Origin of the sequence: Streptococcus sp. 1004_SSPC (assembly GCF_001069025.1) — a bacterium.
Taxonomy (GTDB): Bacteria; Bacillota; Bacilli; order Lactobacillales; family Streptococcaceae; genus Streptococcus; species Streptococcus vestibularis.
Map to the genome: position 1 here is coordinate 17,062 of NZ_JWGQ01000049.1, position 23,215 is coordinate 40,276.

At 40.1% G+C, this 23,215-nt stretch carries 22 protein-coding genes and 1 riboswitch; of the genes, 2 read left to right on the top strand and 20 right to left on the bottom strand.

Annotation, left to right across the window (positions count from 1 at the left end; all coding sequences use genetic code 11):
• Positions 1-11 precede the first annotated feature (11 nt).
• Positions 12-1,082: a tyrosine recombinase XerS gene (xerS, locus tag ADF62_RS03890; protein WP_048788138.1), complete on the top strand. Its 1,071-nt coding sequence runs from the start codon at positions 12-14 to the stop codon at positions 1,080-1,082.
• A 161-nt stretch (positions 1,083-1,243) separates the two neighbouring features.
• Here the strand turns inward: xerS and ADF62_RS03895 are convergent, their stop codons facing one another.
• The 20 genes from ADF62_RS03895 to pcrA all read right to left on the bottom strand — a co-directional run bounded on the left by ADF62_RS03895 (position 1,244) and on the right by pcrA (position 21,296).
• The gene (locus tag ADF62_RS03895) at positions 1,244-3,784 is read right to left on the bottom strand and encodes a M1 family metallopeptidase (RefSeq protein WP_048788139.1); all 2,541 of its coding nucleotides are present in this window, start codon (positions 3,782-3,784) and stop codon (positions 1,244-1,246) included.
• A gap of 133 nt (positions 3,785-3,917) precedes the next feature.
• Positions 3,918-4,571, bottom strand: coding sequence for a phosphate signaling complex protein PhoU (phoU, locus tag ADF62_RS03900; RefSeq protein ID WP_039976229.1), 654 nt, complete (start codon positions 4,569-4,571; stop codon positions 3,918-3,920).
• Between the two features lie 28 nt (positions 4,572-4,599).
• Complete coding sequence (pstB, locus tag ADF62_RS03905) at positions 4,600-5,358, bottom strand: phosphate ABC transporter ATP-binding protein PstB (protein WP_048788140.1); 759 nt, start codon at positions 5,356-5,358, stop codon at positions 4,600-4,602.
• A gap of 12 nt (positions 5,359-5,370) precedes the next feature.
• A complete protein-coding gene (gene pstB / locus ADF62_RS03910) occupies positions 5,371-6,174 on the bottom strand; it encodes a phosphate ABC transporter ATP-binding protein PstB (RefSeq protein WP_003092580.1) in 804 nt (267 codons plus the stop codon).
• A 10-nt stretch (positions 6,175-6,184) separates the two neighbouring features.
• The gene (gene pstA / locus ADF62_RS03915) at positions 6,185-7,069 is read right to left on the bottom strand and encodes a phosphate ABC transporter permease PstA (RefSeq protein WP_003092751.1); all 885 of its coding nucleotides are present in this window, start codon (positions 7,067-7,069) and stop codon (positions 6,185-6,187) included.
• On the bottom strand, positions 7,059-7,973 hold the full coding sequence (pstC, locus tag ADF62_RS03920) for a phosphate ABC transporter permease subunit PstC (RefSeq protein ID WP_002890959.1): 915 nt from the start codon (positions 7,971-7,973) through the stop codon (positions 7,059-7,061). The genes pstA and pstC overlap by 11 nt, the downstream gene beginning before the upstream one ends.
• Positions 7,974-7,975: 2 nt before the next feature.
• Entirely contained in the window at positions 7,976-8,851 is an 876-nt protein-coding gene (locus tag ADF62_RS03925) for a phosphate ABC transporter substrate-binding protein PstS family protein (RefSeq protein WP_048788141.1), read from the bottom strand.
• Positions 8,852-8,976: 125 nt separating this feature from the next.
• Positions 8,977-10,287 carry an RsmF rRNA methyltransferase first C-terminal domain-containing protein gene (locus ADF62_RS03930; protein WP_003097175.1) on the bottom strand — a complete coding sequence of 437 codons (1,311 nt, stop codon included), beginning with the start codon at positions 10,285-10,287 and terminating at the stop codon, positions 8,977-8,979.
• 80 nt (positions 10,288-10,367) lie between these two features.
• Complete coding sequence (locus tag ADF62_RS03935; RefSeq protein ID WP_037621466.1) at positions 10,368-11,135, bottom strand: inositol monophosphatase family protein; 768 nt, start codon at positions 11,133-11,135, stop codon at positions 10,368-10,370.
• Positions 11,125-11,406: a UPF0223 family protein gene (locus tag ADF62_RS03940; RefSeq protein WP_003097177.1), complete on the bottom strand. Its 282-nt coding sequence runs from the start codon at positions 11,404-11,406 to the stop codon at positions 11,125-11,127. The genes ADF62_RS03935 and ADF62_RS03940 overlap by 11 nt, the downstream gene beginning before the upstream one ends.
• The gene (locus tag ADF62_RS03945) at positions 11,399-11,812 is read right to left on the bottom strand and encodes a Spx/MgsR family RNA polymerase-binding regulatory protein (protein ID WP_003097178.1); all 414 of its coding nucleotides are present in this window, start codon (positions 11,810-11,812) and stop codon (positions 11,399-11,401) included. The genes ADF62_RS03940 and ADF62_RS03945 overlap by 8 nt, the downstream gene beginning before the upstream one ends.
• A 70-nt stretch (positions 11,813-11,882) precedes the next feature.
• The gene (locus ADF62_RS03950) at positions 11,883-12,794 is read right to left on the bottom strand and encodes a bifunctional riboflavin kinase/FAD synthetase (protein ID WP_003097179.1); all 912 of its coding nucleotides are present in this window, start codon (positions 12,792-12,794) and stop codon (positions 11,883-11,885) included.
• Positions 12,791-13,672, bottom strand: coding sequence for a tRNA pseudouridine(55) synthase TruB (gene truB, locus ADF62_RS03955; protein ID WP_003097180.1), 882 nt, complete (start codon positions 13,670-13,672; stop codon positions 12,791-12,793). Before truB ends, ADF62_RS03950 begins: the two co-directional genes overlap by 4 nt.
• Positions 13,673-13,792: 120 nt before the next feature.
• On the bottom strand, positions 13,793-15,139 hold the full coding sequence (locus ADF62_RS03960) for a DUF438 domain-containing protein (protein ID WP_048788142.1): 1,347 nt from the start codon (positions 15,137-15,139) through the stop codon (positions 13,793-13,795).
• A 1-nt stretch (position 15,140) separates the two neighbouring features.
• Positions 15,141-15,374, bottom strand: a complete 234-nt coding sequence (locus ADF62_RS03965) for a DUF1858 domain-containing protein (RefSeq protein ID WP_003097182.1) — start codon at positions 15,372-15,374, stop codon at positions 15,141-15,143.
• Between the two features lie 88 nt (positions 15,375-15,462).
• Complete coding sequence (locus tag ADF62_RS03970; protein WP_048788143.1) at positions 15,463-16,083, bottom strand: restriction endonuclease subunit S; 621 nt, start codon at positions 16,081-16,083, stop codon at positions 15,463-15,465.
• Between the two features lie 127 nt (positions 16,084-16,210).
• A complete protein-coding gene (gene tpx, locus ADF62_RS03975) occupies positions 16,211-16,705 on the bottom strand; it encodes a thiol peroxidase (protein ID WP_048788144.1) in 495 nt (164 codons plus the stop codon).
• A gap of 64 nt (positions 16,706-16,769) precedes the next feature.
• Positions 16,770-17,525, bottom strand: a complete 756-nt coding sequence (locus ADF62_RS03980) for an HAD hydrolase family protein (RefSeq protein ID WP_048788145.1) — start codon at positions 17,523-17,525, stop codon at positions 16,770-16,772.
• Between the two features lie 60 nt (positions 17,526-17,585).
• Positions 17,586-18,866: an O-acetylhomoserine aminocarboxypropyltransferase/cysteine synthase family protein gene (locus tag ADF62_RS03985; protein ID WP_003092642.1), complete on the bottom strand. Its 1,281-nt coding sequence runs from the start codon at positions 18,864-18,866 to the stop codon at positions 17,586-17,588.
• Positions 18,867-18,986: 120 nt separating this feature from the next.
• Positions 18,987-21,296 carry a DNA helicase PcrA gene (gene pcrA / locus ADF62_RS03990; RefSeq protein WP_048788146.1) on the bottom strand — a complete coding sequence of 770 codons (2,310 nt, stop codon included), beginning with the start codon at positions 21,294-21,296 and terminating at the stop codon, positions 18,987-18,989.
• 305 nt (positions 21,297-21,601) lie between these two features.
• A riboswitch (glycine riboswitch) is annotated at positions 21,602-21,708 on the top strand.
• 96 nt (positions 21,709-21,804) lie between these two features.
• On the opposite strand from pcrA, the gene ADF62_RS03995 reads away from it, so the two are divergent.
• Positions 21,805-23,148 carry an alanine/glycine:cation symporter family protein gene (locus tag ADF62_RS03995; protein ID WP_048788147.1) on the top strand — a complete coding sequence of 448 codons (1,344 nt, stop codon included), beginning with the start codon at positions 21,805-21,807 and terminating at the stop codon, positions 23,146-23,148.
• Positions 23,149-23,215 lie beyond the last annotated feature (67 nt).

Sequence of the window (23,215 nt, forward strand, 5' to 3'; positions counted from 1 at the left end):
GAATAAAATTAATGAAACGTGAACTCTTACTAGAAAAAATTGAAGAATACAAATCTCTTATGCCTTGGTTTGTTTTGGAGTATTATCAATCTAAACTATCGGTACCGTATTCTTTCACGACCTTATATGAATATCTCAAGGAATATAAACGCTTTTTTGACTGGTTGATTGATTCAGATATTTCGGATACTGATGATATTGCCTCAATTGATATCAAAACCTTGGAAAATCTAACTAAAAAAGATATGGAATCGTTTGTCCTCTATCTACGTGAACGTCCATCTTTAAATACCTATTCAAAGAAACAGGGTGTCTCTCAAACAACCATTAATCGTACGATTTCAGCTCTATCTAGTCTCTATAAGTATTTAACCGAAGAGGTCGAGGGTCCTGACGGTGAGCCTTATTTCTATCGTAACGTCATGAAAAAAATTTCGACTAAGAAAAAGAAAGAAACCTTGGCTGCACGTGCTGAGAATATCAAACAAAAACTTTTTCTAGGCGATGAAACCATGGAATTCCTTGCTTATGTAGAAAATGAATATGAAGTCAAGCTCTCAAATCGTGCTAAATCTTCGTTTTATAAGAATAAGGAGCGTGATTTAGCTATCATTGCATTGCTGCTGGCTTCAGGCGTTCGACTATCTGAGGCTGTTAATCTAGACCTTAAAGATATAAATTTAAAAATGATGGTCATTGACGTCACTCGAAAAGGTGGCAAACGGGACTCCGTTAATGTGGCGAGTTTTGCAAGACCCTATCTTGAAAATTATCTTAGCATACGTGATAAACGCTATAAGGCTGAAAAGCAAGACGTTGCCCTATTTTTAACAGAATATCGAGGGGTTCCAAACCGTATCGATGCTTCAAGTATCGAAAAAATGGTTGCTAAGTATTCTCAGGATTTCAAGATTCGTGTTACTCCCCACAAACTACGCCATACTCTGGCAACACGTCTTTATGATGCTACTAAGTCTCAAGTTTTAGTTAGTCATCAACTTGGTCATGCTTCCACTCAGGTCACTGATCTTTACACCCATATTGTAAATGATGAGCAAAAAAATGCTCTAGATAATTTATAATTAACCCATCATAACCATTCCTATTTGGCTTGATTATTTTTATTTTACATAAATTTAATTATATCAAACTAATTTTATTCACGATTGTTAACAAAACTAAAATTATGTAAATGATTGTGAACAAAAACAAACTCTCCTTCATGGAAAGCTTGTTTTTTATATTAATAATCTTTAAGAGCTGATTCAACCGCAGCTTTTTCTTTTTCAATCAAGTCTACGCGTGCAGCAATTGTTTTAATTCCCATCAAGATATTGCGTTCCAAGGCTTTGTCACTTGTTTGTGGCTCGAAGAATGCAATATATTGGTCAAGACGTTCTTGTGTTTTAAAGATTCCTGCTGGGATATTAACAAAGCTATCAAAGCTCATATCACCACCAAGGGCTGCTTTAATCCACTCCCATTTTTCTTTAGCCCAATTCCAAACGGTTTCTTGAGCAAAAGATTTGCTGAGGAAGTTCATATACCATAGATACAAATCTTGCGGTTTAACAACGTTTTTATCTTTAAGTTTACCTAGTACGTAGTCAAGACCTTCTTGATTTTTAAGGTATGAAAGTGCTTGAGTCAATTGACGACGGAAGTTACTGTCGTTTGTTGCTACGTATGCATTAACATACTCTTCAACAAGAGAAAGACTGTTTTCTTGTTTCATTTGGTTGATGAGGACAAGGCCACGGACACTTGCTGGAATACTTTCGATGTTTTCTTTATGGGCTTGGAAAACACTTGCGGCTGCAAGGACTGTTGGTTGATAGTCTGCTTGAATCAAGTAGCTAAGAGCTGTTTGACGGACCATTTCATCTTCATCAGACTCTCCTTCTTTGGCATCGAAACCAAGGCGTTCAAAGTCATTTTGGAATTGACGACATACTAAGGCTTTATAATGCACTTCTGTTTCTGTATCTTCATCGATAAAGCGTTTCAAACCAGCAAGGATTTGAGATTTAGCTTGAGCAATCAAGAAGCTTTCTTCCTTTTCGACAAGATCAAGAAGAGCAACTAGGCTTGCATACGAGATACGTCCACTTTCCGCTAGAAGACGACGTTCTTGTAAAATTTGAAGTTTACTTACAGTATCAAGGTTTGCAAAATCTTCTAAGATATTGTCCAAGAGTTGTCCTTGATAGTCTGTGATGTAATGTGCTGTATTAGCTGTATTAAGACGGAGAGTTCCACTATTTTCGGTAGCAAGCTGGCTATAATTTGGAATCTCAATACGCTCTTCTGAAAGTGTATCTGGAAGCCCATTCCAGTTTGTATTCAATGGAATCTCCCAAAGACGCCCTTTGTCTTCATGTTCACCAATAAAGAATTGTTTTTGACTAAGGATAAGCGTATCTTCAACAACTTCTGCACTAACCACAGGGTAACCTGGTTGCTCTAACCAGGTATCCATGAAGCTAGAGACATCCTTACCTGAAGCATCAGAAAGAGCATTCCAAAGGTCACGTCCAACAGTATTGTTATATTGGTGTTTTTCAAAGTAAGCTTTAAGCCCTTTGGCAAAGGCTTCATCGCCCAACCAACGGCGGAGCATATGCATAAGACGGCTACCTTTGGCATAAACAATAGCACTATCAAAGAGGGTATTAATCTCGTCTGGATGATTAACTTCCATGTGGACAGACTGTACTCCGTCTGTTGCGTCACGTTGAAGAGCATGAGGCACACCAGTTGTTTGGAAATCTTCAAAGATGTTCCAGCTTGGTTCAATAGCATCCACTGAAACATACTCCATCATGTTGGCAAAACTTTCGTTAAGCCATAAATCATCCCACCATTTCATGGTAACAAGGTTACCGAACCATTGGTGAGCCAATTCGTGGGCAACAACAAGGGAAACTTGTTGGCGGCTTTCAGCTGAGCTATTTTCATCTACAAGGAGGTAAACTTCACGATAGGTAACGAGACCCCAGTTTTCCATGGCACCCGCTGAGAAGTCAGGAAGAGCAAGGTGGTATGATAATGGGATAGGATACTTGACTTGGAAGTAGTCTTCATAGAAGTCGATGACACGAACGGCAATATCAAGAGCGAAGTCGACGCTATTTTCTGCTTGTGCAACTGTAGCGAAGACACCAACTTCAGTGCCATTTTGTGTTTTGGCTGTTTTACCCTGGAGAGCACCGAAACCAAAGGCGAGAAGGTATGTAGACATGCGAGGTGTTGTCTCGAATGTCCAAACTCCAGTTTCTTCACGCAAATGGCTATTGATTTCTGGCATGTTTGACAAGGCAGTATCGCCTTCTTCAGCGTCAAATTTCAATGAGAGATCAAAAGTCGCTTTTGCTTCTGGTTCATCAACAGAAGGAAAAGCTTCACGGGCGAAATGAGATTCAAATTGTGTTGAAATAATTTCCTTCTTTTCACCATTGTAAGTGTAATATGATGGATAAATACCAGTCATATTATCTGTGATGCGGCCAGAAAATTCTATGAAAATTGTTAGAACCCCAGTTTCTGGAAGCTCAATATGGAAAGCCTCATTGGCATCATCCATTTGGAAGTTCAAGGATTCATTATCCAAGAGAACTGAATTAATGGTAAGGTCTTTTTGGTGAAGGGAGATGTGATTATCAAAGGCTTCACCTGTAATGGCAACATTCCCTGTAAAGGTCTTTTCAGAACGATTAATGTCCAAGAAAAGATTGTAATTTTCAGGGATGAAACTTTCGATAAAACGAGCAACAGATGCTGTCATACGTATATACTCCTAATCTAACTTTTCGTATCGAAACAGACTGACAAATGTTTCGATATTAGACTCTTTTACAAAAGAAAAGGGTCTGAATTATTTAATACAGACCCATTATAACATAGATTGGAAGCTTTGCCTACAGTTCAATGATTTTACCAGATTTGAGGTAGACAACCCACTCGCAGAGATTGCGAGCATAGTCACCGATACGTTCCAAATACATAAGTACTTGGAAATATTCTTTGGCAGCGAAGGCAGCATCAGGATTCTTGCGAACACCTTCTACTGTCATGGCCTGAATATCACGGAAATAGTTATCAATGATTTCATCTGAAGCTGCGATTTCATAAGCGCGTTGTTCGTCACTGTTTAAGTAAACATCTAGAGCATCCTCGACCATGTGGCGAACTGCTTTCCCCATTTTCTTGATTTCAGCTTCAATTTCAGTTATCCGTTCTTCACCTTTAATGCGGATGGTTGCTTTAGCGACAGCAACGGCATGGTCACCCATACGCTCAACGTCGCTAGATGCTTTAAGTGCGGTGATAACTGTACGCAAATCACTTGATACAGGTTGCTGTAGAGCAATAATTTCAAGTGATTTTTTCTCAAGTTTGGTTTCGTAGTTATTGACGATTTCGTCATTTTCAATGACTTCCTTAGCCAAATCACGATCATGGCTGATAAAGGCACGTACAGCTTTCTTAAGCTGAGCTGCAACCTCTGTCCCCATAGCGTAAAATTGGTTGTGGAGTTTTTCTAATTCTTCTTCGAAGGGTGTTCGTAACATCATAATTGTTTTAGTAATCTGTCCTTTCTTAACCGAATTTACCGGTAATATAATCTTCAGTTTCTTTATGTTGTGGATTTAGGAACATGTCTTTTGTTGATGAATACTCAATGAGTTCTCCATCGAGGAAAAAGGCGGTTCGTTGTGAGATGCGGCTTGCCTGTTGCATAGAACGTGTGACTAATAGCAAGGTGTATTGGTTTTTAAGGTTATATAGGGTCTCCTCAATTTTACCAGCGGAGATAGGGTCGAGGGCTGAGGTTGGTTCATCAAGAAGGATAACCTTTGGAGATGTGGCAAGAACCCGTGCAATACAGACACGTTGCTGTTGCCCTCCTGAAAGTCCGAGTGCTGAGTCATGGAGACGGTCTTTAACCTCTTCCCAGATTGAAGCACCTTTTAGTGACTCTTCTACTGCTTTGTCAAGGACAGCCTTATCTTTGATTCCATTGATACGAAGTCCATAAACCACGTTTTCATAGATAGACATTGGAAAAGGATTGGGTTGTTGGAAGACCATTCCGATTTCTTTACGGAGCTCAACAGTGTCTGTTCGAGGACTGTAGACGTTGTGACCATTGTAGGAAACAGCACCAGTAAGTGTCCACTCGGGGTTTAAATCTCCCATTCGGTTGATAGAGCGGAGCAGAGTTGATTTCCCGGATCCTGAAGGTCCGATAAGGGCCGTGATTTCATTTGGATAGAAATCCATTGTCACATTATTAAGGGCTTTTTTCTTATTGAAATACACCGATAAATCATTAATTGAAATGATAGGTTCAGTCATGAGTGCTCCTTTCTATCCAAAACGTCCTGATACATAGTCATTGGTCGACTGTAGGGCAGCGTCTTGGAAGATTTTCTTGGTTTCATCATATTCGATAAGATCACCAAGGTAGAAGAATGCTGTATAATCACTAGCACGCGCTGCTTGTTGCATATTGTGCGTCACGATGATAATAGAGTAATCTTCCTTAAGTTCAAACATGGTCTCTTCGAGCTGCATAGTAGCTACAGGGTCCAATGAAGCTGCAGGTTCGTCCATGAGGAGAATCTGCGGTTTCACAGCAATAGCTCTTGCAATACAAAGACGTTGTTGCTGACCACCTGAAAGGGTAAAGGCAGATTTATGAAGGTCATCTTTAACTTGATCCCAAAGTCCAGCTTGCTTAAGTGATGTTTCAACAATCTCGTCCAAGGTTTGCTTATCTCTTACACCTTTACGTTCGTGAGCAAAGGTGATATTTCTGTAAATAGACTTGGCGAATGGATTTGGACGTTGGAAAACCATTCCAATATGTTTACGCATTTCATAAACATTGATATTACTTGCGTTAACATCGACGCCTTGATAAAGGATTTGTCCAGTAACCTTAGCAATATCAATCGTATCATTCATACGGTTTAGGCTACGAAGAAAGGTTGATTTCCCGCATCCTGAAGGCCCAATAAGAGCCGTAATTTTATTTTTCTCGAATTGCATGTCGATACCTTTGATGGCTTCTTTTTGACCATAATAGACATGTAAGTCCTTTGTTTCAAGAGCGAGCTCCTTCTCTGGGAAGGTGATAATATGACGCTCGTCCCAATTATATTTTGTCATGATAACTCCTTTAAGCGGATGTTAATTTCTTATGGAGGTAAGCTCCCAAACGACGTGCACCAAAATTGAAAATCAAAATGAAAATCAGGAGTACTGCTGCTGAACCAGCAGATACTGCAGTGGCATCAGGTGTCGTACCTTCTGAGTTGACCTTCCAGATGTGAACAGCAAGTGTTTCTGCTTGGCGGAAAATCGAGATTGGACTAGAGATACTAAGCGGATTCCAGTCGCTCCAGTTAAGTGCTGGTGCAGATTGACCTGCTGTATAGATAAGTGCTGCTGCTTCCCCGAAAATACGACCAGAAGCAAGAACGATACCAGTAACAATACCAGGTAAGGCTTCTGGAACAACAACGTGACAGACAGTTTCCCATCGAGACAAGCCTAGAGCTAGACCAGCTTCACGTTGAGTATGGTGAACGGTTCTTAAGCTATCTTCAACCGTACGAGTCATTTGTGGCAAGTTAAAGACAGTTAAGGCCAAGGCACCTGATAGGATTGAAAATCCATACTGAAATTGGACAACGAAAATCAAATAACCAAAGAGTCCGACCACCACTGAAGGTAGTGAAGATAGGATTTCAATACAGGTACGGACAAAGTTGGTAAGTCGTCCTTTTTTAGCATATTCTGATAAGAAGATGCCAGCTCCCATTGAAAGAGGCACAGAAATAATCAAGGTAATAACCAAAAGGAAGAATGAATTGTAGAGTTGAACCCCAATTCCTCCACCAGCTTTGTAGGAAGATGATCGACTAGTCAGGAATGACCAGCTGATGTGTGGTATCCCGCGAACCAAGATATAGAGAATCAAGGCTGCCAGGATTGTTACAATAATGCCAGCAATCACATAAAGCGTGCTGATGGCAATTTTATCAATTTTTTTAGCGTTCATAATTTCTCTTTCTCTCACGGGTAATGAATTTCACCAACATATTAAAACCAAGACTCATCAATAAGAGCACCAAGGCGAGAGACCAAAGGACATTGTTTGAAACAGTACCCATGACTGTATTCCCGATTCCCATAGTCAAGACAGATGTCAATGTTGCTGCTGGTGTCGTTAAAGAAGTTGGAATCACTGCGGAATTTCCGACAACCATTTGGATGGCTAGAGCCTCACCAAAGGCACGGGCCATACCGAAGATAACGGCCGTGAAAATACCTGGTTTAGCCGCATTAAGTGTCACACGCCAAATCGTTTGCCAACGTGTAGCTCCCATTGCTAGACTAGCTTCACGATAGTGACGAGGCACTGCACGAAGTGTATCTGTTGTCATAAAGGTTACGGTTGGTAGAATCATGACGAACAAGACAAAGGTACCTGAAAGAATACCAAAACCTGTTCCACCAAAAATTAAGCGAACAAATGGAACCACGACTTGGAGACCAATGAATCCATATACAACAGATGGAATCCCGACCAAAAGTTCGATGGCGGGTTGTAGGAATTTAGCCCCTTTCGGAGAAATTTCAGTCATAAAGATGGCTGCTCCAATGGCAAATGGGGTTGCAACCAAGGCTGAAAGTAAAGTCACTACGAATGATCCCAAAATCATTGGTAGAGCTCCGAATTTGCCTTCAGATGGTGACCAATCACCACTAAAGAGAAACTCGACCAAGCTAACTTTATTGACAAAGAAAGTCGCCAACCCTTTTTGAGCAACGAAAAGTAAAATCATGGCCACGATGAAAACAATCAAGGCCAGGCAAAGGAAAGTGATTGTTTTACCAAACTTCTCGAGGCGTGAATTTTTAGAGGGTGATGTTAATTGTTTCACCAATTCTTCATTTTTCATGCTTACTCCTCACTCTTTTTTGAGACTTTACCATCAGCATCCTTGGTAACTTTCATGCTATGAATGGAAATGTAACCCATTTTTGCGACGACGTTTTCTTGGACTTCGTCACTCATCATGTAATCTAAGAATTGTTTGGTATAGCTATCCGGTTTCCCCTTGGTATACATATGTTCGTAGGACCAAATCGGCCAATCGTTAGTTGCAACATTTTCAGCTTTGGGTTCAAATCCATTTAACTTCAATGTTTTAACAGAATCATCAAGGTAAGCAAATGATAGGTATGAAATAGCACCTGGTGTCTGAGCAACGATTGACTTAACCATACCGTTAGAATCTTGCTCTTGGGTACGGATTGGTGATTTACCATCCATAATCACTGCATCGAAAGTTGCGCGCGATCCTGAGCTAGCTGCACGGTTAATAATAGTAATCTCTAGGTCTTTACCACCAAGCTGTTTCCAGTTTGTGATTTCACCAGTGAAAATCTTACGCAGTTGTTCTGTTGTCAAGTTATCTACAGAGACTTCTTTGTTTGTAATAACTGCAATCCCTGCAACGGCAACTTGATAGTCAACAAGCTTACTGGCATCTATTCCAGATTTTTCCTCGGCAAAAAGGTCACTGTTTCCGATTTGAACGGCACCGGATTGTACCTGAGAAAGTCCAGTACCAGAACCACCACCTTGGACGTTAACGATATTCTCAGGGTTCTTTTCAGCGAACCCATCTGCTGCCGCCTCCACTAAGGGTTGAAGGGCCGTAGAACCAACTGCTGTAATGGACTGGCCACGGTCAATCCAAGAGGCACAGCCAGTTAAGACTAGCATGGCCATTGCCAGTGACAGAATCACTGCAAGGACTTTTGTTTTTTTCATTTTTGTCCTCCGACATTTTGTAACATAAGTAAGATAGTGTCTTATATATATGCTATTAAAAGACATCTATATAATTATACCAAGTATAAGATAATTAAGTCATATTAAAGTTTGGTTACAGGTTCTTAAATGTGAAATCTTAATCCTTTAGGATAGTAGTTTTTAACCGTGTTTCCAACGATTTTGGCAAATCCAAAACCATTGCCGTCCACTAAAAGCTGATACCAACCGTTAGGATGTGTTTGATCTAGAGTAACCACATTACCAGAAACGTATTGGGCAAACTGGTCTTGAGTTAGCTCTATACTTGAAACAACTTCATCAGAGGTTAACGCAATTCCAAGAGCAAAACTTGGTTCGAAACGTTTTTTCTTGAAGATACCAAGATGCAGACCGTTACGAGCGATTTTTACTTTAGAAAGATCTGGAAGTCCCTTAGGAAGCAGATAGAGATTGTCCCCAAAAACTTGGAGTAAACCATTTAGACTAGTCTTAAGGTGTTTTTTTGCAAAATCTTCCCAATGTTGCTTCTGCTCCTTATTTAGGTTAGATTTTCCTTCTTTGATACGTGTCTGCTCAGGGACGCGTTTATCCTGGAATTTTGCTACAAACTGGCCTTCACCTTTGAAATGGTGTGGATACATTCGAGCTGTTTCTGGAAAATCAATCCCACCTCTCATGCCGTTCCATTTAGGGATTTGCACTAATTTAAGATCAGGGTAATTTTCTAAAATCCAAGCGACAACCCCTTCGTTTTCCTCAGGAGACCAGGTACAGGTTGAGTAGATCAATTGACCACCAGGAGCGAGCATCTTCAATCCGTCTGACAGAATATCCTTCTGCAATTGTGCCAGTTCACTAGGATAATCCTTGTGCCAATATTGGATTGCTTCAGGATCCTTGCGGAACATTCCTTCACCAGAACAGGGTCCATCAAAGACAATCGTATCAAAGTAATTTTTGAAAACTTTGGCTAGCTTATCAGCTGACGTGTTAGTCACAACAACATTTCTCGCCCCAAAACGTTCTATGTTTTCAACCAGAATTTTACTACGCTTTGGATTGATTTCATTGCTGACGAGCAGTCCAGTATTATCTAAGTAGCTTAGAAGATGAGTAGACTTTCCGCCTGGAGCAGCTGCCAAGTCTAAGACACGACTTCCCTTGGCCGGAGCTGCCACTTGAGCAACCATTTGAGCAGCCGGTTCCTGAGAATAAACCAAACCAGTTGCATGATCGGCAGATTTTCCAGAAATTTTACCGTAATGGCCCCAAGGTGTTTCAGGAATAGCATCAGAAAAGTCCTTCTGTTGCTTTTTCAGAGGGTTAGTACGGTAGGCGGACACGGCTTCTTGGTCAAAAGATGCAAAGAAGTCCTTCGCTTCATCTCCAAGGAGGTTATTATATTTTTCTATAAAGTCTGATGGAAATTGCATAGTTTCCTTTCTATCAAAAAACTGGACTAACCAAGAGAACTTGCTGTTCTGATTTGTCCAGTATGTTTTTTTGTTTTAAATTAATTTTCTGAGCCCATAATATCCTTGATTTCTTCAAGTCTGTCTTTAGGCACAAGCATTACAGCTTGACGACTAGAATAATCCAGTGGTTCTCCGGTAATGGTCTCAAGATGATAACCCAATTTTTCTCCCATAATACTTGCTGCAGCATAGTCCCAAGGGTAAATAACTGAAAAGTAAGCTAAAATTTGACCAGATAGGACTTTTGACATGCTTAAACCAGCACCACCGTAGACACGAACACCCAAGGTCTTATCAATAAGGTCTTTTAAACCGTGAAAATTTTTAGCATACATCGCTCCATTGCTAGCGACTAGGCACCGGTCTAAAGGTCGACTTTTATAGGCTGGAAGCAATTTGTCATTACAATACACATCAAACTGGCCACCACCATAGAAAAGTTGATCAGCCATGACGTTATAAATGAGACCAAATTTCCCTTGCCCCTCTTCATAGTAGGCAATCATCACACAAAAATTATCTTGTTGGACAATAAAATTGACCGTTCCATCAATAGGATCCAAGACCCAGACGTTCCCATCTTTGATATTATGCACCAAGCCATTTTCTTCAGCAAAAATATTGTCTGAAGGAAAGGAAGATTTAATACGTGCCACGAGTAAATCTTGTGTTTGTTTGTCAATATTAGTAACTAAATCATCAAAAGCCGTCTTTTCTTCGACTGTGATTGTTTTGCTTAAACTTTCTTTAATAAAAGCACCAGCTTCTTTGATGATTTCTTTGGCGAAAATCAGTTTATTTTCCAAGTGATACAAATCCTTTATCTTTTGCTTTAGCAGCTTTGACAGCTTGATAGGTTGAAAAACCGCTAGCTTCTTCAAAGGCCTTGTCTAGTTGCTTTTCAGGTGCCTTTCCTGGAACAACTGTTTTAAACGCCTTATAGGCCTGCAAGAGCTGATCACGGTCAACCTTACTCTCATATGCTTTTTCTACCTGACTCAAAAAATGAAGCACTGTGGTGATTTCCTCAGTGCTCCATGATGGATCGAGTGGGTAGTAATAATTTCCTTTAGTCATTGTTACCCTTAATTTCAGCACGAATGGTCGCTTGACGCAGTTCTTGCTTTCTATAATCACGAGGCAAAAAGGCACGAATTTCATCTTCGTTAAAACCGATTTGCATACGTTTGTTATCCATAATGATAGGTCGACGAAGAAGATTGGGATATTCAGAAATCAATTGAATGAGTTCCTTAATTGTCAAATTATCCACATCAATATTCAACTTCTGAAAGACTTTGGAACGAGTTGAAATGATATCTTCAGTACCATTTTCCGTGTAAGACAAAATCTTCATCAACTCATCGTGAGTTAATGGGCTCGTGATGATATTGTGTTCGTCAAAAGCAACTTCATGATTGGTCAACCAGGCTCGTGCCTTTCTACAGCTGGTGCAGCTAGGTGATAAAAATAAAGTTACCATGCAAACACCCCTTTCACTTTAACATTCCTAAAACATTATACATTATTTGATTAGTTTTGGCTACGCTTTCTTAAAATTTTTCCGCGATTTTTTTATCCGCTTCCAGTTGGTTGCATAGATCGTCTATATTATTGAACTTGATCATATCACGGATATAATCTAACCAGAAAACTTCGATTGTTTTTCCATAAATATCACCTTCAAAATCAAAGATATTGGCTTCAAGACGTAACTCCGTACCACCAAAGGTGACATTTTTTCCTAGACTAGTCATAGAACGATAGCGTTTTCCATCAATGACAACATCAGCAACGTAAACCCCATAAGCTGGGAGATAGGTTCTATCAATTGGTGCCAGATTTGCCGTTGGAAAACCAATAGTGCGTCCACGAGCATCTCCGTGGACCACAATACCCCGTGTAGAGAATTCATGACCCAAGAGGTAATTTGCCTCTTTAACCTTACCTTCTCTAATCAACTGGCGAACACGGGTTGATGAAATCTTTTCACCATCACTTTGTTGTTCTTCAATGACATGTACCCTTCCAGAAAAATTTCGAGCTAAATAGTCCGCATCTGTTCGATGGTGTCCAAACTTGTAATCAAAGCCCACTACAACCTCTTGAGCTTTCAAACGCTTAATATAACGAGCAATGAAGTCGTCAGAACTTGTTCGAGCAAAATCACTATTAAAATCTGTTAAATAAAGCTGATCTGTTCCATAGGCTTCAAAAAGATCACAACGTCTTTGAGGTGCTGTAATGTGCAGAAGGAGATCATCCGTATACCGTTGAAAAGTCAGTTGAGGACTTTCATTAAAGGTAAGGACAGCTACTTCAAGCTGTTTGTCGTCAGCAATCTGGCGTGCCTTATCAAAAAGGACCTTATGACCACGATGAAGCGCATCGAAATAGCCTAAGACCAGGACAGTTTCCTTATCCTGATGGATATCTTTATAATCGTTAATAGAAGTTATTTTCATTGACTTAATACTTTTCTAGGTTTATAAACTTGATTTCGCTTTTCCATGATGGCTAGTACTTTGTCTCCTAAAAAGGCCGCAACCAAAGGCTCTTGGCTATCAATTGAAATAAAGCGACCAAATGAGATTTCTTTGGCATCATCTTCATTGACTTGTACTGCCGGCAAATCCTGAACACCGAATTCAATGGGAAGGAGAAAGGACGTATCCCCTGCTTCTACCATTTCTGAGATTTGTGAGAGAGTTAATGCCTTATCTAAGGTTAGACCAGCTGAAGCTGTTCGACGAAGAGCAGACATATGACTTGCGTAGCCGAGCTTAGCACCCAAATCGACAGATAAGGTACGGACATAAGTACCCTTACTACAAGCAACACGGAAGGTGAATTTTGCGGTGTTGTTTTCCAATTCAATAGGAGAGGTACGGACAAACTCGGTAATTGTCACTTGACGTTGTGGACGCTCTACTTCTTCACCAGCGCGTGCGTACTCATAAAGTTTCTTTCCGTTGACCTTAACCGCTGAGTACATAGGAGGAATTTGTGTGATTTCTCTCTCAAAACTAGCCATTGCCTGATCGACAGTTACTTCATCTAGCTCTGTTATTGGAGTTGTTTGAACGACATCTCCACTAGCATCCTCGGTAGTTGTTGAAAATCCAATGGTGATTTCGCCCTCATAGACTTTACCTGCTTCAGTCATGTATTCAATAACACGAGTAGCTTTTCCAACCGCTATAGGTAGAACACCAGTAACATCTGGATCAAGAGTTCCTCCGTGCCCAATTTTTTTCTCATGTAATATTTTGCGTAGTTTAAAAACAGCATCATGACTGGTCATTCCAGCCTCTTTTTTTAGATTAATAATTCCTGAAATCATACTTTTAATTATATCAAAAGCAATCCTAAAGAGCTAGGTAGAAATATAAAGAGGCAGAGAGCAAAGTCTCTAACCTCTTAAGTATAATAGTCATACGCAATCGCAGGTCTGCTAGCTTTTTTAATCGATATCTCTATTAAGGTCGCTTTCCAGTTCAAAGAAAGGCTGAATATCTTGCACATACTCTAAGACACCTTGAAAATCCCCCTGGTTATCCCTGACAGCTGCATAGGTAACATAAACGAATTTTCCTAAACGTTCAGATTTGAACCACATTGGAACTTGGTCACGCTCCCCTCTTCTTAGTAATTCAAAGATTTTCTTGACCTTTTCAAGCACTTTTGGCGGATGACAAAGTTCAACGTTTCGTCCAATTTGGCTAGGTGTTCGTTTAAAGACCATCTCATTGGCTGGAACATTATCATTATAGTACTGGAAAATATCGTCTTTATTGACGAAAGTGATTTCCAAAGGAAGATGGTTAAGAATGAGATTGGCCTGCTCCACAGAAAGATAACCATTGCCAAAAGGCTGAGTCGTTTCTCTATCTACGACAGTTTCAGTTTTTGGTTTTGGAGTGAAGCTGATGGTGAACTGCCCTTCGGGAGTGTCAATAATTCGGGTATTATCCAGACGTTCGTCACTACTTAGTTCAGATTGTTCTTGCGATGTATCAGCATTTACCTCCTCAAAACGTTCACGCTTAGGTTTCCAGACAGCTGTAGGTTTTATTATTGCATAGCCATAGGCATCGCTTTCTTCGGCAATCGAAAGCCAATCGTCTTGCGTGAAGGTTTCAAGCAGAATCATAAGTAAGATAGCCTCTTCTTTGAAAATCATGGCTTCAAATTCTTCTGAGAAAGCTTCAAAGGACTTTGAAAATTCTTCTAAATCAGTATCTGGAAGTTCTTTTAATTTAGCTTCTGCTGCTCTAAAAAGTTTTCGGATATCATCATCTACTCCCCACATCACTTTTGGAGGGGAGTCATGGCCATGACGTTCCATAATTGGAAAGAAGAGCTTTTCTTTACGTGTGTAATGGTTATGGAATTGTCCCAATAAAGACATCTGATGTCTAAGCCCATTGAGTAGGTCAGATTTGAAATCTTCATTTTCAGGCTTACTAATGTTTTCAATGATACGTCGGATACGGAGTATGGCTGAACGAAGCGCTAGATTTTCTTGCTTGAAAACATAGACAGGGTGGCCCTCTTGATCAGCATCCGCCACTTCCACATCTGCAATTGCTCCTTTAAAGAGGTTAGCGTGGACATTGCAGAGGCTCATAACATCTTCAAAGGTAACCCCATCTTCAGATGACATCAATTCATGCTCCATCATAGAGATTTCAAGAGCAGATACTCCCTTGAAGTGTTGATTGAAGCGTTCTTGAACACTTTCAGGACTGGCTCCATGGTGTAAATCTAGGAGTATTTCTTTGAGTATTTGAATACGATTATTTTCCATGTTAGTCTCCGATGACATCATAACCATTGAACAGTAAGGTTTGCTTGATTTTGTCCAAGGGAATGTTAGCTAACTTAGAGCCAGCTTTTATACTGGTTACCTTACCAACAGTATTTAGCATAGCAGGGTTGGACAAGGGCTTAAAACCAAGATCAATCAGTAACTCCTTAACCTCTGGATGCTCTTTAATGATGGTTGCGACGGGTTGTGATAAATCTATAGTGTTGGTAGTCATAATGACCTCCTAATAACATATTTACTACTACCATTATACACGAGAATAATAAAAAAAGACCAACAAATCCTAGTTTGATGGCTTTTGATTAATTTCCAAATAGGGCTTCTGTGACATTATGCTGGATGTTTTCCCACTCTTGCTCTGCACGAATCATCTTACGGTGGTAATCAGCACGCCCACGTAGGTAGGCAGCAATTTGGTAATCTTGCTTCACAATTGGTATCTCAGGAATTTTGATGTCTAAGAGGTCAGCCGTCGATAAATTTAGGACAGCCTTTCCCTTATCAGCATAGTCTAAATAGGTACGACCAATCTCTGTCTCAAGGAAAAACTTGATGTAGAAACCACGGAGTTTTTCCTTAGGTCTTAATACTGTGATATTTGATGAGGCGACAACTTCTCGCTTGTCCTGATCTTCGAAAACAGCAACTTTTTGTACAGTTCCCTTAGATGCAATAAGAACATCTCCATCTTCTAAGAGAAATCGTAAAAGTTTGCGGCGTTCCTCAGAAAATGTTTTAAGGTCATCGTAGGCAATACAGTTAGGTGTCATATCCGATAGATTAATGACAGCAAATTCACCAGGTTCTGCCTTAGCTGGGACAGCTTTTCCTTTAAATTGATCAACAACATCGCCTAAACGAACAAGTTTGTCTGTATTAGCTTCGTAATCGATAATCAGTTGAGGTCTTTCTTTTTCAGACATTGAATCTCCTTTTTTATATTTTACTATCCGTATTGAGTATTGCTATACAATAATAGCAAGAAGCTAATACTTTTGCAAGTAAAAACTGTAAGAAAGGCAAAATAAAAAAGAGACCTGTACCTCTTTTTTATAAGCTCTTAACTGCTGCTACTGCCGCTTCATAGTTTGAATCAGTATTGATATTGTCCAAATATTCGACATAAGTAATCTTGTTGTCAGCATCTGCCACTAAAACGGCACGCGCTAACAAGTGCCATTCTTCAATAAGAACACCATAATCTTTACCAAAACTATTATCATAGTAGTCAGAAAGCATAATGGCATTTTCAAGACCTTCAGCACCACACCAACGAGCTTGTGCAAATGGTAGGTCCGCTGAAATAGTGATAACTACAGTATCATCTAGTTCTGACAATTCCTTGTTAAAGGTACGTGTTTGAGTTGAACAAATACCAGTATCGATTGATGGAACAATAGAGATAACTTTTTTCTTTCCATCGAATTCTGAAAGTGATTTTTTCGTCAAATCTGTTGTGGTCAAGTTAAAGTCACGCAAGGTATCTCCAACTTGAAGTTGTTTGTCTTCTGCTACTGTAACTGGTTTTCCAATAAATGTTGGCATGTTAGTCCTCCAATACTTTTTTTACTATTGTACTGTAAATATAGCAATAAGCCTAAGCATTTGTTTAGAACTTTTCAAACAGTAGTCTAATTTTTTCAGCAATAACTGCATTAATTGCAGGAATAACCTCATCCGCAAAGTTTTTTAGGTAGGGATAATCATCAATTTGCACTCCATATATAGCATTTTTGAAAAGAGAAATATCATTTTGATCATTTCCAAAAGCTACAAAGTCTTTACCAAAGTGGTTTAAAACAGTACTAGCCTTGCTCACACCTTTAGTATTAATGTAAAGACACCTTTCGATATCATGGTAAGTAAGGTCTAAACATTCCAGTTTGTTTAGATTAAAGATAAGGTCTTCACGTATATCTTCATGCTCTACAAGTGGAATAACAACTTTGATAGGCTCATTAAGTTCATGAACAGGCAAAATCCTTGCTTTGTTTAATGGATCAACATTTGAAAGAAAAGGGATTTTCTCAGGATTTTGAATAGCATAATTAAAGGTATCATCAATAAAATAAGGGAGATTATAAGTATCACAGTAGCTAACAATCGTTCTTAGAGCAGAAGAAGGTATTGTGTATTGTGATACTAAACATTCATCTTGAAAGACTTCACCACCGTTTAAGCCAACTACTGTCAGCTTTCTCAATTCTCCTTCTAAAATACTAAGACAATCTCTGTAAGAGCGTGCTGTTGCAAAAATAATGTCATGCCCGTATTTTGGTGCAGTTAAAAGAACCTTTTGTAGGTCTTTCGACATGGTCATACCATCAAAACATAGGGTTCCATCCAAATCAAAAACAAATTTCATAGGGATAGTATAACAAAAAACCAGCTAAAGAGCTGGCTAAATCATTTTGTATTGAAATACTTAGATTTTATCAAGAGCTAGTTTTAAATCTTCAATCAAATCATCTGCGTTTTCCAAACCAACTGAGATACGAATTTGATTTGGAGTGACACCACAAGCTAGTAAATCAGCTTCTGCCAATTGTTGGTGAGTTGTTGTTGCAGGGTGCACCACCAAAGATTTTGCATCAGCAACGTTAGCTAAATCTGAGAAGATTTCAAGATTATCAATTACGGTACGTGCTTCGTCTTGTCCACCTTTAACATGGAAAGTGAAAATAGAACCTGGTCCTTTAGGGAAGTATTTTTGTGCCAAATCATAGTAAGGACTTGATGGTAATCCAGGATAGTTAACTTTTTCAACTTTTGGATGATTTTCCAAAAAGTCTACGATCTTTTTAGCATTTTCGACGCGGCGTTCGACACGAAGTGAAAGTGTTTCAAGTCCTTGTAAAAGTAAGAAAGCATTGAAAGGTGCTAAGGCAGCTCCTGTGTCACGCAAAAGTTGGGTACGAAGGGCAGTGATAAATGCTGCTGGACCAACATCACGTGTATAGCTGATATTGTGGTAAGATGGGTCTTCTTCAACCAACTGTGGGAATTTTCCTGAAGCTTCCCAGTCAAATTTACCAGAATCGACGATAAGGCCTCCGATGGTTGTTCCATGTCCACCGATAAACTTCGTCGCAGAATGAACCACGATATCTACACCATGGGTGATAACATTGATGAGATATGGAGTACCAAAAGTATTGTCAGCAACCAATGGAATATTATGACTGTGAGCAATCTCAGCAATCTTTTCAAAATCAGGAATGTTGATAAGCGGATTACCCAAAGACTCAATCAAGACAAGTTTGGTATTATCTTTGATAGCAGCTTCAATTTCTTCAGGATTGTCAACATCTACAAAAGTTGTTGTGACACCATAGCGTGGAAGAGTTTCTTTTAAGAGATTGAATGTCCCGCCATAGAGGGTTGTCGCAGCAACAACATGATCACCAGCATGTGCCAAGCCAAGGATTGCATAGGTGATTGCAGCCATACCTGAAGCCGTAGCCAAGGCACCAACACCACCTTCGAGGGCTGCAATACGTTCTTCAAGTACTGCTACTGTTGGATTGGTAATACGTGTGTAAATATTACCCGGTTTTCTAAGGGCAAAAAGATCTTCACCTTCTTGAGCATCGTCAAAAACATATGAAGTCGTTTGGTAAATTGGAACAGCACGTGATTTTGTTTCCTTGTCAGGTGTTTGTCCAGCGTGTAATTGTAAGGTTTCAAATGAAAATTCTCGTGACATATGGGTGTCCTCCAAAACAAAAGTTGCCTTCATTCTACACCCAGAAAAGCCAGCTGTCTAATAGAAATGTTTTATCAATGTGATAGGGAGGGCTTATAAAAAGGACCTTTCGGTCCCTTTCTATTTCTTCACAATAGGTGCTACGCTTGACAAGACTTTTTTAAGTCCAACTTCTGGGAATTTTATCTTAAGTTCCTGTGTCTTGCCACTTCCAGTTACTTCTAGAACGGTACCATCTCCCCACTTCTTGTGGTGAGCAATATCTCCGATTTCCCAATCAGTAGCTGAATTTCCAGAGTCTGAAGCCTTACCAAAAGGTAGTCCGCCAGTAGCTTTTGAAAATGGCTGAGCGCCAGTATGCCTTTGAGGTTGTGCATTTGCTTTTCTGGTCTGAAGCGCTTGTTGTAAACTCATGCCTTGACCAAATTGTGTTGGCTCTTCCTTTGTAAAACGAACACCAAATGATGAATTGGCTGGACGTGCTAGACCTTGATATTGTAATAAATCATCTGAAATTTCACGCAAGAAACGGCTAGGGCGATTATAGCTGGTCTTACCAAAAAGCGTACGCGTATTAGCGTTGGTAAGGAAAAGAATCTCTTCCGCCCGAGTGATACCTACGTAAGCTAAGCGACGCTCTTCTTCGAGTTCTTCTGGATCCTCTGAAGAACGAGACAAAGGGAAGACTCCCTCTTCCATACCGATAAGAAAGACGACTGGGAATTCAAGTCCTTTAGCAGCATGAAGAGTCATCAAGGTTACTTCTGCTGCTTCCATATCACCATCGTCCGTATCAGCAATCAAAGCCAAATCGTTCAAAAAACGGCCTAAACGGTCAATGCCTGTCTCGTCTTCAGTAACATCTGTATTAGTTTCGTCAAAATTCTTGGTTACAGACATGAACTCTTCGATATTTTCAATGCGTGCTTGGCTTTCAAGCGTTTGTTGCATGGACAGAGCATCCAGATAACCAGACTTGTCTAAAATAGCTTCTACAGTCTCGGTAATGCTTAGCCCATCCAACTGTTCACGTAGGTTCAGAATCGTGTTAGCGAAATCGTAAACGCCTTGAGCTGCTTTTCCCTTAATAGGAGACAACATAATATTCGCTGAAGCATCTAGGAGACTCATGTTTTGCTCATAGGCAAAGGTACGAATCTTTTCAAGCGTACCAGGCCCAACTCCGCGTTTAGGTTCATTGACGACACGTTCAAAACTGATGTTATCTGAAGGGTTGGCAATCAAGTTCAAATAAGAAATAACATCACGAATCTCTTTACGGCTGTAGAATTTTGTCCCACCAACCATTGTATAAGGAATATTAGACTTGAGCAAGGCTTCCTCAATAGTACGAGACTGAGCATTGGTACGGTAAAGAACAGCGAAGTCTTTGAAATTCTTGCCTTCTTCACGGACGATATTGTCGATTGTTGAAGCTACGAATATAGCTTCATCACGCTCATCGTTAGCACGGTAATAAACAATCTGTTCACCGTCATCATTTTGAGTCCAAAGTTTCTTAGGACGGCGGTTGCGGTTGTTCTTGATGACTTCGTTGGCCGCCTGGAGAATCTTCTTGGTTGAACGGTAGTTTTCCTCCAAGAGAACTACCTTGGCTTCAGGATAGTCCTTCTCAAAATCAAGGATGTTCTGCATATCAGCCCCACGCCAACCGTAGATTGATTGGTCCGCATCACCTACGACACAGATATTCTTGAAGCGAGATGCTAAGAGTTTTACCAACTGATACTGAGCATGGTTGGTATCTTGGTACTCATCCACGTGAATGTACTGATAACGCTGCTGATAATAGGCGAGAACATCAGGATTTTTGTCAAAGAGACGTAAAGTCATCATAATCAAATCGTCAAAATCCATGGCTTCGCTACGACGGAGCTCTTCCTGATAGGACTTATAACATTTAGCAACGATTTGGGTGTACATATCACCAGCCTGGTGCTCATAGGCCACTTCATCCAATAAATCATTTTTGGCGTTGGAAATCGTCCCTAAGATGGCACGTTCATTCCACTTCTTAGGATCAAGATTAAGAGTCTTTAGAATACGTTTCATCAAAGTACGTTGTTCCCCAGGATCTACGATAGTAAAGTTTCGGTTGTATCCAATATGGTCCGCTTCACGACGAAGGATTCGCACACACATGCTATGGAAGGTCGCAATCAAGGTTTCTGAAGTTGCTGGATTTAAAGCCATAGCACGCTCACGCATCTCACGGGCAGCCTTATTGGTAAAGGTGATGGCTAGGATATTCCAGGGATTGATCATTTTCTCGTCGATAAGGTAGGCAATGCGGTGGGTAAGCACACGTGTCTTCCCAGATCCTGCACCAGCCATAATCAAAAGAGGGCCTTCAGTCGTTTGAACTGCTTCGGCCTGTTTGTCATTCATACCAGTTAATAATGGGTTCATCATATTCTCCATTCTCAAAAATAAGCTCTACTATTTTATCATTTTTTGAATGAAAATGCAGACTCTATTCATAATGAGTGTGAAATAACTTTAGCAAATAATCGTTTGTTTTTATTGGGAGGTTATTTGCTTAACATGATTGTTATTCCAGGCTTTTCTAGGTTTTGATGAAAGGCATTCTTCAGTATAATATTCGGTTTTTTATAGTTTTGATGAAAATTAGTGTTGACACTGTTCGGTTTTTTCGATAAGATAGAACCACAATAAAATAAGAACCGAGTGATGTCATCAGGAAGACTGGTGATTGACGGACTTCTGGAGAGATCTTGAAACAGCCTTAGCTGTAAACAAGACACCGAAGGGGCAAGGGGTAACAACCGAAACTCTCAGGTAAAAGGACAGAAAGCATCGCAAGTTTTTAACTTGTAGTAATAGCTTTGTTTTCTCAGAGGTCTGGTTAAGCCAAACCTCTTTTTTGACGTCTCGGTTAAAGGAGATTGTTACATTCATGTTAGACTTTTTTACTACCATTGATGATTTTGTCTGGGGTCCACCCCTTTTGGTCCTTCTTGTAGGAACTGGGATTTACCTTACGCTTCGTCTTGGACTTTTGCAAATCATTCGTCTGCCTAAAGCCTTTAAACTTATCTTTGCTGAAGATAAAGGGGAAGGTGATATTTCTAGTTTTGCAGCCCTCGCAACGGCTCTTGCTGCAACTGTTGGTACAGGTAACATTGTCGGTGTAGCTACTGCCATCAAAACTGGTGGACCTGGTGCCCTTTTCTGGATGTGGATTGCCGCTTTCTTTGGTATGGCAACCAAATATTCCGAAGGTCTTTTGGCTATTAAATTCCGTACACTTGATGACCAGGGTAATGTTTCTGGTGGTCCAATGTATTACATTACACACGGTTTTTCTGGGAAATGGCAAACTATTGCTAAACCTTTGGCCTACTTCTTTGCCTTTGCAGGTGTCCTAGTTGCATGGTTGGGGATTGGTACTTTCTCTCAAGTAAACTCAATCACATCATCTCTTCAAAACAGCTTTGATTGGTCACCAAAAATTGTCAGTGTTATCTTAGCTCTTATTACTGCTGCCATCATTTTTGGTGGTATCCAATCTATCTCTAAAGTTTCTGAAAAGGTCGTACCATTTATGGCTGGACTTTATATCCTAGCAGCTCTTGTGGTTATCATTACTAACTTTAGTCAACTTCTTCCAGTCCTTGAAACAGTCTTCCAATCTGCCTTTACTGGTAAAGCAGCTGTAGGTGGTTTTGCTGGTGCAACAGTCATGGTTGCAATGCGTCTTGGTATTGCGCGTGGTGTCTTCTCAAATGAGTCAGGTCTTGGATCAGCTCCTATCGCTGCAGCTGCTGCTAAGACCGAAGAACCTGTTGACCAAGGTTTGATTTCAATGACAGGTACTTTCATTGATACGATTATCATCTGTACACTTACTGGTCTTGCTATCCTTGTAACTGGTCAATGGTCAGGTAGCCTAGAAGGTGCCCCAATGACACAAGCGGCCTTCTCTTCTGTTTTTGGTACATTTGGTGAAATTGCCTTAACACTTTCTTTGGTTCTCTTTGCCTTTACAACAATCTTGGGTTGGTCTTACTACGGTGAACGTTGTTTCGAATTCATTTTCAAATCAACGAAATTCCTTCCACTCTACCGCCTCATTTTTGTGGTTATGGTTGCTCTTGGTGGTTACCTCACACTTGATGTTGTTTGGAAAATTGCGGATATCGTAAACGGATTGATGGCATTGCCTAACTTGATTGCCCTCCTAGTCCTCTCACCAATCATCATTAAAGAAACCAAATCATACTTTGAACGCCACAAATAAACAAAAAGAGCTCAGGCTCTTTTTTCTTGGCTTTATCGGCACCAATCCTTGCTCCCACTGGTCTTTT

Excerpts from the sequence above, each read along its gene's own strand:
- xerS (WP_048788138.1), top strand. The coding sequence starts at position 12 with ATGAAACGTGAACTCTTACTAGAAAAAATTGAAGAATACAAATCTCTT.
- ADF62_RS03895 (WP_048788139.1), bottom strand. The coding sequence starts at position 3,784 with ATGACAGCATCTGTTGCTCGTTTTATCGAAAGTTTCATCCCTGAAAAT.
- phoU (WP_039976229.1), bottom strand. The coding sequence starts at position 4,571 with ATGTTACGAACACCCTTCGAAGAAGAATTAGAAAAACTCCACAACCAA.
- pstB (WP_048788140.1), bottom strand. The coding sequence starts at position 5,358 with ATGACTGAACCTATCATTTCAATTAATGATTTATCGGTGTATTTCAAT.
- pstB (WP_003092580.1), bottom strand. The coding sequence starts at position 6,174 with ATGACAAAATATAATTGGGACGAGCGTCATATTATCACCTTCCCAGAG.
- pstA (WP_003092751.1), bottom strand. The coding sequence starts at position 7,069 with ATGAACGCTAAAAAAATTGATAAAATTGCCATCAGCACGCTTTATGTG.
- pstC (WP_002890959.1), bottom strand. The coding sequence starts at position 7,973 with ATGAAAAATGAAGAATTGGTGAAACAATTAACATCACCCTCTAAAAAT.
- ADF62_RS03925 (WP_048788141.1), bottom strand. The coding sequence starts at position 8,851 with ATGAAAAAAACAAAAGTCCTTGCAGTGATTCTGTCACTGGCAATGGCC.
- ADF62_RS03930 (WP_003097175.1), bottom strand. The coding sequence starts at position 10,287 with ATGCAATTTCCATCAGACTTTATAGAAAAATATAATAACCTCCTTGGA.
- ADF62_RS03940 (WP_003097177.1), bottom strand. The coding sequence starts at position 11,406 with ATGACTAAAGGAAATTATTACTACCCACTCGATCCATCATGGAGCACT.
- ADF62_RS03945 (WP_003097178.1), bottom strand. The coding sequence starts at position 11,812 with ATGGTAACTTTATTTTTATCACCTAGCTGCACCAGCTGTAGAAAGGCA.
- ADF62_RS03950 (WP_003097179.1), bottom strand. The coding sequence starts at position 12,794 with ATGAAAATAACTTCTATTAACGATTATAAAGATATCCATCAGGATAAG.
- truB (WP_003097180.1), bottom strand. The coding sequence starts at position 13,672 with ATGATTTCAGGAATTATTAATCTAAAAAAAGAGGCTGGAATGACCAGT.
- ADF62_RS03960 (WP_048788142.1), bottom strand. The coding sequence starts at position 15,139 with ATGGAAAATAATCGTATTCAAATACTCAAAGAAATACTCCTAGATTTA.
- ADF62_RS03965 (WP_003097182.1), bottom strand. The coding sequence starts at position 15,374 with ATGACTACCAACACTATAGATTTATCACAACCCGTCGCAACCATCATT.
- ADF62_RS03970 (WP_048788143.1), bottom strand. The coding sequence starts at position 16,083 with ATGTCTGAAAAAGAAAGACCTCAACTGATTATCGATTACGAAGCTAAT.
- tpx (WP_048788144.1), bottom strand. The coding sequence starts at position 16,705 with ATGCCAACATTTATTGGAAAACCAGTTACAGTAGCAGAAGACAAACAA.
- ADF62_RS03980 (WP_048788145.1), bottom strand. The coding sequence starts at position 17,525 with ATGAAATTTGTTTTTGATTTGGATGGAACCCTATGTTTTGATGGTATG.
- ADF62_RS03985 (WP_003092642.1), bottom strand. The coding sequence starts at position 18,866 with ATGTCACGAGAATTTTCATTTGAAACCTTACAATTACACGCTGGACAA.
- pcrA (WP_048788146.1), bottom strand. The coding sequence starts at position 21,296 with ATGAACCCATTATTAACTGGTATGAATGACAAACAGGCCGAAGCAGTT.
- ADF62_RS03995 (WP_048788147.1), top strand. The coding sequence starts at position 21,805 with ATGTTAGACTTTTTTACTACCATTGATGATTTTGTCTGGGGTCCACCC.